The following is a 10,171-nucleotide window of genomic DNA, read 5'->3' on the forward strand; positions in this document are numbered from 1 at the left end:
CCCGCCGCCGCGCGACGCCCCGACTCCGTCTCGGTCGTGGCCCTCGGCTCCGACGGGCCGGCGCTCGCCGCGGAGCGCGCCGACTCCCTCCCGATCGCCCGCTGGGAGGACGTCGCGTCGATCCAGGTCGCCACGGTCGCCCTCGGCGCCCGGCGGGTCCGCGCCCTCGCTCTCGGGGTGCTCGCTCCCGGTCGCCGCCGGCGCCGCACCGTTCTGGTCCCGCTGGTCGTGGCCTCGCCCGGTCCGCTGGGCTGGGGCGTCGCCGACGACCGCACCTTCCTCCTCGCCCACGACCGCCTCCTGGCCGCCTGGCCGGGGAGCGCCTCGTGAGGGCCCGCCTCCCGTACGCGCTCGCCGCGGTCGCGACGCTCGGCCTCGGTCTCGCCCTGCGCTTCCTCCTCGTCGGCCTGATCGCCGACGTCGCGGGCGGCGTGCTCTACGTCGTGCTCGTCGCCCTGCTGACGGCGGTCGTCCTGCCGACCCTCGCGGGGCTCCCGGCCGCGGGCATCGCCCTCGCGTGGTCGATCGCGATGGAGCAGCTGCAGGCGATCGGAGTCGCCGAGCGGCTCGTCGAGGCGTGGCCGCCGCTGCGCCTGGTCGTCGGCAGCACCTTCTCCTGGATCGACCTCGGCGCCTACGTCCTCGGCGCGGTCGTCGCCGCCGCGGTGCTGCTCGCCGTCGCGCCGAGGGCGCGTCCCGAGGAGGATCGACCCCTCGTCTAGGGTGAGCGGATGGAGGCGAAGCACAGCCGCGACCGGCGCACGGACCGGCGCATCCCCGAGCCCGTCGACCGGTTCGCGACCGGCGAGGACTTCCCGGAGTACCGCGTCGATCTCGAGCGGATCCGCTTCTCGCCGTACTTCGCGCGGCTCTCGGCCGTCACGCAGGTCATCTCGCCCTCGGGGGTCGGCCAGGTCGTCCACAACCGGCTCACCCACTCCATCAAGGTCACGGCCGTCGCCCGGGCGATCGCCATGCAGCTCACCACCACCGAGCCCGCCCAGCGCGAGCTCGTCGAGCGGCTCGGCGGCTGCGATCCCGTCGTCGTGCAGGCCGCGGCCAGCGCGCACGACCTCGGGCACCCTCCGTTCGGGCACCTCGGCGAGCAGGCGCTCGACCGCCTCGCGCGCGAGCGGCTGGGGCTCGAGGAGGGCTTCGAGGGCAACGCGCAGTCCTTCCGGATCCTCTCGGAGCTCGACGTCTGCGAGACGGTCGAGGCAGGTCTGAACCTCACCGCGGCCTCGCGCGCCGCAGTGCTCAAGTACCCGTGGGGGCGCACCGTCTGCCGCCCGGACATCGCGTCGGCCGATCCCACCGAGCTGCCGCGCGGCTCGACCGCGAGCCGGTGGGAGACCGCGCCGCCCAAGTTCTCGGCCTACACGCTCGACCTCGACGACATGCTCGACGCCCGGGGGACGTTCGAGGCGATCGCGCCGTGGCAGCAGACGCTCGAGTGCTCGGTGATGGACGTCGCCGACGACATCGCCTACTCGCTGCACGACCTCGACGACTTCTACCGCGCGGGGGTGCTGCAGCAGGCCGCGGTCGCGGTGGAGTTCCGCGCGTTCCTGCGCGAGCAGAACGCGCTCGCCGCCCTCGACGCCGGAGAGCTGTGGGCCCGGGCGCCCGGTCACTCGCTCGAGATGCTGAGGCGGCGCCTCGTCGCGCGCGACCCGTGGATCGCGAGCGACGAGTACTTCCGCTCCTCCGTCGAGCGCGTCTCGGCCGAGCTCGTCGAGGGGCTGCTCGCCGTGCCGTTCGACGGCTCCACCCGGACGGAGCGGGCGATCGAGGCGTTCGTCTCGTCGTGGATCGGCCGCCTGCAGCGGTCGGTGCTGGTGCTGGCCGAGCCGAACGTGCGCTCGGGGCACGTGTCGCTGCTCCCCGATGCCTGGCACGACGTCGCCGTGCTCAAGTTCGTGCACACGCGCTTCGTCATCGACCGGCCCGACTTCGCGACCTACCAGCGCGGCCAGTCGCGGGTGCTCGAGACCCTCGTCACCCACCTCGACGACTGGCTCGACGACCCGCGCGACGGATCGCGCGCCCCGCAGAAGCTGCTGGACCTGATCGAGCTCGCGACCGACGGGTACTTCCGGCTGCGGGCCGACCGCCCGGAGTGGCTGCCCGCGGGGGAGCGGAACCGGCCGCGCGTGGACACGGAGTCGCTCCGGCGCCTGGGTCGCGCCCGCGGCATCGTCGACTACGTCGCGACCCTCACCGACGAGCAGGCGATGGCGCTCGCCGCGCGGCTCCGGGGCGACCGCGAGCCGTGGGCGATGGGCACCTGACGCCGCTCCCCGGGGAGGTTGACAGCGGCGGCACGGTGTGGCCGTCCGCGGGGATCCGCGCCGTTCCGGGCGGGAGAGGCGGCGGAGGGGGTTCCCACGGCCCTCAGCCGCCGTCCAGGATTCACTGAGTGAACGAAAGCGTAAAATCATCGCGGCACCTGCCACGATCGACAACTCGACAGGGAGTTCCGTTGGACGGAAACGCAACGACCACGCACCGCAACGTCGCGTTGCTGTCCGTCGCGACCACCATCGCCCCGCGCGTGACGACCTCCGAGGAGATCGACGCGCGCCTGGCGCCGGCGCTGAAGCGGCTCCGCCTGCCCACCGGGCTCCTGCAGCGGGTCGCCGGAGTGCACGAGCGGCGCAACTGGGGCGAGGACCAGACCTTCGACGCGGCGGCCATCGACGCCGGCCGCCGGGCGCTCGAGGAGGCGGGGGTGCGGCCCGACCAGATCGGGCTGATCATCAACACCTCCGTCACCCGCAAGCACCTCGAGCCCTCCGTGGCCGTGCGCCTGCACCACGGGCTGGGGCTGCCGTCCTCGGCGATCAACTTCGACATCGCCAACGCCTGCCTGGGCTTCGTCAGCGGCATGACCCTCGCGGCCCAGCTGATCGACTCCGGCCAGATCCGCTACGCGATGATCATCGACGGCGAGGACGCCGACGAGATCCAGGTCAACACCATCGAGCGCCTCAGCCGCGACGGCGTCTCGCGCAAGGACTTCATGAGCGAGTTCGCCAGCCTCACCCTGGGGTCCGGCGCCGCGGCCGCGATCCTCGGCCCGGCCGATGCGCACCCGAAGGGGCACCGCCTCCTGGGCGGCATCACCCGTGCCGCCACCCAGTTCAACGAGCTCTGCGTCGGCAGCGTCGACGGCATGTTCACCGACGCGAAGGCCCTGCTCAAGGGCGGCATGGAGCTCGTCGTCTCCGCCTGGAAGGAGGCGAAGCGCGACTGGAAGTGGAGCGGCATGGACCGCTACATCATGCATCAGGTCTCGGAGGTGCACACCAGCGCCCTCGTCAAGGCCGTGGGCCTGGACCGCGACCGCGTGCCCACCACTTACGCGCTGCTCGGCAACGTCGGCCCCGCCTCGATCCCGATCACCCTCGCGCAGGAGTCGAAGACCCTGCAGCCCGGCAACCGCGTGCTGCTGATGGGCGTGGGCTCCGGCATCAACACCGCGATGCTCGAGATCGCCTGGTGACCCCGCCCGCCGGTCCCCACCCGGCCGCGCGGATCCGCTCCGCGCTCGGCTCCACCGCACCGGCGCAGCTGCCGCCGCCCGGGCTCGAGGGGCTCGACCCTTCGTGGTCGCGCCTGGTCGACGCACCGGACGCGCACGGCGCCGTCCGCCGCTGGCACCTGCTCGACACGGGGGACGCCCTGGGCGTCGAGCCCATCGGCACGATCCTCTGCGTGCACGGCAACCCGACCTGGTCCTACCTCTGGCGCCGGCTCGCCGCCGCGACCCTCGAGGCCGCTCGTCGCGGCGGTCCGGCGTGGCGCGTCGTGGCCGTGGACCAGCTCGAGATGGGCTTCTCGGAGCGCACCGGCGCTCTGCACGCCCTCGCCGACCGGGTCCGCGAGCTCTCGAACCTCACCGACGTGCTGGGCCTGGACCGCGACGTCGTCACGCTCGGCCACGACTGGGGCGGAGTCGTCTCGCTCGGCTGGGCGGTCGACCACCCCGACGCGCTCTCGGGCGTCATGCTCCTCAACACCGCCGTGCACCAGCCCGACGGCGAGCCGATCCCGGCTCCGCTGCGCCTCGCGCTCGCGTCCGGAGTCCTCGGGGTCTCCACCGTCGGCACTCCCGCGTTCCTCGAGACCACGCTCGCGATCGCGCACCCGGCACTCCCCGCCGCCGTCCAGGAGGGGTACCGCGCCCCCTATCGAGGAGCGGAGCGACGGGGCGGGGTCGGCGGGTTCGTCGCCGACATCCCGGTCGACGCCGCGCATCCGAGCCACGGCGAGCTGACCCGCATCGCGAGCGGGGTCGCGGAGCTCCCGGTCCCCGCGCTGATGCTCTGGGGCCCGCTCGACCCGATCTTCTCCGACCGCTACCTCGACGACCTCGTCGACCGCCTGCCGCACGCGCAGGTGCACCGCTTCGAGGGCGCGGGCCACCTCGTCGCCGAGGACGCGGACTACGCCTCGGCCGTGTTGACCTGGCTCGGCGACGCCTTCTCCGAGGCGGGGGCCGCGCCGGACGTCCGGAGGCCGACCGCTCCGATCGAGCCGCTCTGGCGCCACCTCGAGACGCACGCCGACGACGACGCGCTGGCGCTCGTCGAGATGGCGCCGCCCGGCGGCGACGGGCCGCGCCGCGTCTCCTGGCGCCTGCTCTCCCGCCGCGTGCACGAGCTCGCCGCGGGGCTGCGCGCCTCGGGGGTGCGACCGGGCGACCGCGTCTCCTTGCTCGTGCCGCCCGGCGCCGATCTCACCGCGCTGCTCTACGCGTGCCTGCGCATCGGAGCCGTCGTGGTCGTCGCCGACGCGGGCCTGGGTCTGAAGGGCCTGACCCGCGCCGTCCGCGGCACGTGGCCGGATCTCGTGGTCGGCGCCCTGCCGGGCCTCGCGGTCGCCCGCGCGCTCCGCTGGCCCGGCGGCCGCGTCTCGACGCAGACCCTTCCGCGCGCGTCCGCCGCGGCCCTCGGCGTCGACTCCTCGCTCGGGCAGCTGATCGAGCTCGGGCGCGCCGAGCTGGCCGCCGACCCCGGGCTGCTCGCGGAGTCGCCCGCGGCCGACGACGTCGCCGCGATCCTCTTCACCTCGGGCTCCACGGGTCCCGCCAAGGGCGTCGTCTACACGCACCGGCAGCTCGCCGGCGTCCGCGACGCCCTGGCCCGCCAGTACGGGATCGGGCCGGGCACGGGTCTCGTCGCCGGCTTCGCTCCGTTCGCGCTGCTCGGGCCCGCGCTCGGAGCGCGCTCCGCGACCCCCGACATGGAGGTCACCGCCCCGCGCACGCTGACCGCGACCGCCGTCGCCGCAGCGGCCGCGCAGGTGGAGGCGACCGTCGTGTTCCTCTCGCCCGCGGCGCTCGCGAACGTGGTCGCCACCGCCGACGCGCTCACCGCGGAGGACCGCCGCGTCCTCGCCGACGTGCGGACGTTCCTCTCGGCCGGCGCCCCCGTCTCGGAGGGGCTGCTCGCCCAGGCGCAGGCGCTGATGCCGAACGCGTCGGCGCGCACGCCCTACGGCATGACCGAGGGGCTGCTGCTCACCGACGCGTCGCTCGAGGGCATCCGCGAGGCCGCCGCCGACGACGACCCGCGCGGCGGCGTCTGCGTGGGCGTCCCCGCGGCGGGAGTGCGCGTGCGCATCGCCCCGCTCGACGCCGACGGACGCGCCTCCGACTCCGTGGAGGAGCTCGTCGGCGTCACCGGCGAGATCGTCGTCTCGGCCGGGCATGTCGAGGACCACTACGAGCGCCTCTGGCTCACCGACCGCACCGCCCGCATCGGAGCCGTTCCCGGCGAGCGCTGGCACCGCACGGGCGACGTCGGCCGCCTCGACGCGCAGGGCCGCCTCTGGGTCGAGGGCCGGATGCCGCACGTGGTCGTCACCGCCGAGGGCGTCGTGACGCCCGTGGGTCCGGAGCAGCGCATCGAGGCGCGGGTCGCGACCGTCGCCCGCGCGGCGATCGTCGGGGTGGGGCCGCGCGGCACCGCGCAGCTCGTCGCGGTCGTCGAGCGGAGGGACGCCGTCGCGCGCACCCGCCTCGCCGACCCCGGGCTCGCCGCCGAGGTCCGCGCCGCCGTCGGCGCTCCCGTCGCAGCGGTACTCGTCGTGCCGGCACTGCCGACCGACATCCGGCACAACTCCAAGATCGACCGGGCCGCGCTCTCGCGCTGGGCCGGGTCGATCCTCGCCGGTGGCCGGATGACGGCGCCGTGACGGTCCTCGTCACGGGCGCCAGCGGACTGCTCGGAGGAGCCGTCGCCGCTCTGCTCGCCGCCGAGGGCCACGAGGTCCGCACCTTCCAGCGCCGGCCCTCCGGAGTCGCAGGGGTCGAGGACGCGCGCGGCTCGCTGACCGACCCGCGCGCCGTGGAGGAGGCGCTCGACGGGGTCGACGGCGTCGTGCACCTCGCCGCCAAGGTCTCGCTCGCGGGCGATCCGGGCGACTTCGACCGCGTGAACGTCGACGGCACTCGCCGCCTGCTCGCCGCTGCCCGCCGCGCCGGAGTGAGCCGCTTCGCGCAGGTGTCCTCGCCGTCGGTGGCCCATTCGGGCTCCTCGATCACGGGCGACGACGCCGAGCCGGCCGATCCCGAGCGCGCGCGCGGCGACTACGCGCGGACGAAGGCGCGCGGCGAGCTGCTCGCCCTCGCGGCCGACGAGCCCGGCTTCGCCGTCGTCGCGGTGCGCCCGCACCTGGTCTGGGGGCCGGGCGACACGCAGCTCGTGGCCCGCATCGTCGAGCGGGCGCGCACCGGGCGGCTCCCGCTGCTGGGCGACGGCCAGGCCCTCATCGACTCGACCTACCTCGACAACGCGGCGTCCGCGATCGTCGCGGCCTTCCACCGCGCCCCGGAGGTGCACGGGCAGGCCTACGTCGTCACGAACGGCGAGCCGCGACCGGTCGCCGAGCTGCTCGCGGGCATCTGCCGGGCGTCCGGCGTCCAGCCGCCGAGCTGGTCGGTGCCCGCCTCCGTCGCCCGTGCCGCGGGCTCGCTCGTCGAACGGGTCTGGGCGATCCGACCGGGTGCGGACGAGCCTCCGATGACGCGCTTCCTCGCCGAGCAGCTCTCGACCGCGCACTGGTTCGACCAGCGGCGCACGCGCGCCGACCTGCAGTGGGCGCCGTCCGTGACCCTCGACGAGGGCCTCGCACGGCTGGCGGAGGCGTCGCGCTGAGTCGACGCCCCCTCGGGCCGGGCCGGCTCAGTCCGCGAGGATGAGGTACAGCGCCCGCCGCGCCTCGTCGAGCTTCTCGGAGGCCGCGGCGCGCTGGGCGTCGGAGGCCCCGCGGAACTGCTGGACCACTCCCATCAGCTTGCCGACGTTCTCCATGAACGCACGGTCGCCGTCGCTCGCGCCGGGAGTCGCCTCCCAGGCGGCCGCGAGCTCGTCGGCGTGCTCGCGCACGTAGGTGCCGCCGGCGTCGGTGAGCTGGTACTCGGTGCCCCGGCCCTCGCCGACGGCCGTGATGAGGCCCTCGTCGACGAGCTGCTGGAGGGTGGGGTAGACGGAGCCGGGGCTGGGACGCCAGGCGCCGCCCGTCTTCTCGGCGATCGCCTTGATCAGGCCGTAGCCGTTCGAGGTGGTCTCGGCGAGGAGGGAGAGGAGGGCCGCGCGGACGTCGCCGCGCCGGGCGCGTCCTCCGCCGCGGCCGGGTCCGCCGAAGGGGCCGCCGAAGCCGGGGCCGAAGCCGAAGCCCGGTCCGAAGCCGCGCCCGTGGCCGCTGGGGCCGCGGCGCTCGCGCCGGCCCGGGTGGTCGTGACCGCCGCGGCGGGGGTCGTCGTGGTGCGCGCCGTCGTGGCGCGAGGAGTCGTGGTCGGGGAAGAAGTTCCTGGGGGTCATGTCCGGTCTGCTCTCGTTCGTGTGGATGCCTTCCGGTATCCGGTCGCCCGTCGTCGAGCGAGTGCTCTTCGATCTGTCGGCGATGGGTTAAAAATATATCGCTACTGTTCGGTAAGTCAAGACCGATATCCTGATCGTGATGCACACCGACGATCACGACCTCGCCGCCGTCCTCGACTCCACGCTCCTGACCGGGGCCGTGCTCACCGATCGGGCGAGCAACCTCGGCAATCTCCGCAAGCTCGCCGCCCGCGACCCCGCCCACCTCTACGGCGTCGACGTGGCCGAGCACTGGGACCTCGAGAGCCTCCTCGCCCTGATGGGGGAGCGCGTCGGCATCAGCACCGACCCCGCCTTCGAGAGCGGGCAGGACCGCATCGACGTGCGGCTCACGATCGCCCGTCTCGACGCCTACCGCCGCCGCTTCGCGGAGTCGGTCGAGCGCGGCGACCTGATCCTCTTCGCCACCGCGCATCCGGCGACCCTGATGGACCTCTACCGCCGGCTCGCCACCGCCGCGACGGAGGCGGGCGCGCAGGTCCTCGACGTCAACGCCCTGCCCTTCGCGGGCGCCGACCGCATCCGCGTGCCGCTGGCCGACGAGCACCAGTTCCTCTGGTGCACCGGCGGGGTCACCTGCGTCTACCGCGGCGGGAGCCTCCTGCACACCCACTCGCCCGAGCCGATGAACGCCCTGCTCGACCAGCTGGACGCGCTGGGGATCCGCCCCGACCTCGTCGTCGCCGACCACGGCTGGGCCGGCGCGGCCGGACGCCGCTGTCTGCCGACCATCGCGATCGCCGACTGCAACGACCCGGCGGTGTTCGTCGCCGAGGCGCAGGGCTCGGTCGAGGTCGTGGTGCCGATCGACGACGGCCTCGCCGTCCACCTCTACGAGCCGGTCCTCCGGTACGTCCTGGCAGCCCTCTCCGAGCCCGGTCCCGGCTCCGACTCGTAGACTCGTCACTTCCCCACCACCCCTCTGCAGTCGGAGCATCCGTGACCCAGCCCCTGGACGGCGTCCTGCCGCGCTTCGCCGTCGGAGTCGACATCGGCGGGACGTCGATCAAGGCGTCCCTCGTCGACGTGACCACCGGAGAGAGGGCCGCCCGCCGCTTCGCCGTCGCCAACCCGCTGGGCAAGGAGCCCGAGGACTTCGCCGTCGCGATCGCCGGCATCGTCCGCGACGTCTCGCCCATCGCGGGCACGCCCGTCGGAGTCGGGTTCCCGGGCATCGTGCGCGGGGGAGTCGTCCGCCAGACCACCCACGTCTCGCAGCGCTGGGTCGGCCTCGACGCGCAGGCGCTTCTGTCGGAGGCGACCGGCGTCGACGTGGTCGTCGTGAACGACGCCGATGCGGCCGGAGTCGCGGAGCGCGAGTTCGGGGCGATGCGCGACCGCGAGGGGCTGCTCCTGCTGACCACGCTCGGCACCGGCATCGGCACGGCGCTCGTGCACGAGGGGGTCGTCATCCCCAACTCCGAGCTCGGCCACGTGCACATCGACGGCCCCGACTTCGAGCCGCGCGTCGGCTTCTCGGCGGTGCGCCGCGAGGGCATCACCCTCGAGGAGTGGGCGGGGCGCCTCAGCGTCTACTACCGCCACCTCGAGATGCTGCTCTCACCGCAGCTGTTCGTGATCGGAGGCGCGGCCGCGCACGTCTTCGACGAGTTCGCCGGCTTCCTCGACATCGGCACCGAGATCGTCGCGGCCCGCTTCGGCAACGACGCCGGCTTCACCGGCGCCGCCATGGTCGCCGTCTCGCCCGACCGCCTCGCCCCCTGGTACCGATCCACGAGCGGCGCCCGCCTCGATCCGGGCGCCCCGGCCGTCCTCGACTGACCGGCCCGGCCTCGGCCCTTCCTCTCGGCCGTCACTGCGCCGAGGGAACCCCGGACCGTCGAGGGAACCCCTGGGAGCGGGCTCCCTCGACGGTCGGGGGTTCCCTCAGCGGGACAGCAGCCGCCGGTAGAGGTCGTCCAGGCGCTCGGCCGCAGCCGACCACGAGTGCGCAGCGGCCCAGGCCGTGCCGCCGAGGCCGAGTCGGGCGAGCTCCCGGGGCCTGCGCAGCAGGTCGAGGACCGCAGTGGCCCAGACGTCCGGGTCGGCGGAGTCGACGAGCACGCCGCTCACGCCGTCGCGCACCGCGTCCACCAGGCCGGTCGTCCGGCGCGCCACCACCGGAGTGGCCGAGGCCGCGGCCTCGGCCACTCCGTCGAAGCGCACGCGGGTCTCGACGCCGAGCGTGCGCGCCGCCGATTGCACGGCGGCCAGGTACCCCTCGCGTCCCGGAGCGGGCCCCCCGACGATCCGCAGGAGGGGCCGCTCCGGGACGCGAGGGG

The 10,171-nt window shown here is 74.7% G+C and carries 10 protein-coding genes; 8 read left to right on the top strand and 2 right to left on the bottom strand.

The features are described from left to right. The 6 genes from NB037_RS16900 to NB037_RS16925 all read left to right on the top strand — a co-directional run. The coding region (locus NB037_RS16900; protein ID WP_251947843.1) for a hypothetical protein at window positions 1–330 on the top strand (330 nt) is incomplete at its 5' end. After that, on the top strand, window positions 327–722 hold the full coding sequence (locus NB037_RS16905; RefSeq protein ID WP_251947845.1) for a DUF2809 domain-containing protein: 396 nt from the start codon (window positions 327–329) through the stop codon (window positions 720–722). The genes NB037_RS16900 and NB037_RS16905, both read left to right, overlap by 4 nt. 9 nt (window positions 723–731) lie before the next feature. Next, window positions 732–2,291, top strand: coding sequence for a deoxyguanosinetriphosphate triphosphohydrolase family protein (locus NB037_RS16910; RefSeq protein WP_251947847.1), 1,560 nt, complete (start codon window positions 732–734; stop codon window positions 2,289–2,291). Between the two features lie 191 nt (window positions 2,292–2,482). Then, on the top strand, window positions 2,483–3,505 hold the full coding sequence (locus tag NB037_RS16915; RefSeq protein WP_207406081.1) for a 3-oxoacyl-ACP synthase III: 1,023 nt from the start codon (window positions 2,483–2,485) through the stop codon (window positions 3,503–3,505). Beyond that, a complete protein-coding gene (locus tag NB037_RS16920; protein WP_251947849.1) occupies window positions 3,502–6,201 on the top strand; it encodes an alpha/beta fold hydrolase in 2,700 nt (899 codons plus the stop codon). The genes NB037_RS16915 and NB037_RS16920 overlap by 4 nt, the downstream gene beginning before the upstream one ends. After that, window positions 6,198–7,163, top strand: coding sequence for an NAD-dependent epimerase/dehydratase family protein (locus NB037_RS16925; protein WP_251947851.1), 966 nt, complete (start codon window positions 6,198–6,200; stop codon window positions 7,161–7,163). The genes NB037_RS16920 and NB037_RS16925 overlap by 4 nt, the downstream gene beginning before the upstream one ends. 27 nt (window positions 7,164–7,190) lie before the next feature. Here NB037_RS16925 and NB037_RS16930 read toward each other — a convergent pair whose 3' ends face one another. After that, the gene (locus tag NB037_RS16930; protein ID WP_251947853.1) at window positions 7,191–7,829 is read right to left on the bottom strand and encodes a PadR family transcriptional regulator; all 639 of its coding nucleotides are present in this window, start codon (window positions 7,827–7,829) and stop codon (window positions 7,191–7,193) included. Window positions 7,830–7,968: 139 nt separating this feature from the next. Between NB037_RS16930 and NB037_RS16935 the strand changes: the two genes are divergently transcribed. Next, the gene (locus NB037_RS16935) at window positions 7,969–8,787 is read left to right on the top strand and encodes a phosphatase (protein ID WP_251947855.1); all 819 of its coding nucleotides are present in this window, start codon (window positions 7,969–7,971) and stop codon (window positions 8,785–8,787) included. Between the two features lie 41 nt (window positions 8,788–8,828). Beyond that, window positions 8,829–9,671, top strand: a complete 843-nt coding sequence (locus NB037_RS16940; protein ID WP_251947857.1) for an ROK family protein — start codon at window positions 8,829–8,831, stop codon at window positions 9,669–9,671. Between the two features lie 105 nt (window positions 9,672–9,776). On the opposite strand, the gene NB037_RS16945 is transcribed toward NB037_RS16940, so the two are convergent. Next, the coding region (locus tag NB037_RS16945) for a glycosyltransferase (RefSeq protein ID WP_251947862.1) at window positions 9,777–10,171 on the bottom strand (395 nt) is incomplete at its 5' end.

It is taken from the genome of Rathayibacter rubneri, from assembly GCF_023743255.1.
In the GTDB taxonomy this organism is placed as follows: domain Bacteria; phylum Actinomycetota; class Actinomycetes; order Actinomycetales; family Microbacteriaceae; genus Rathayibacter; species Rathayibacter rubneri.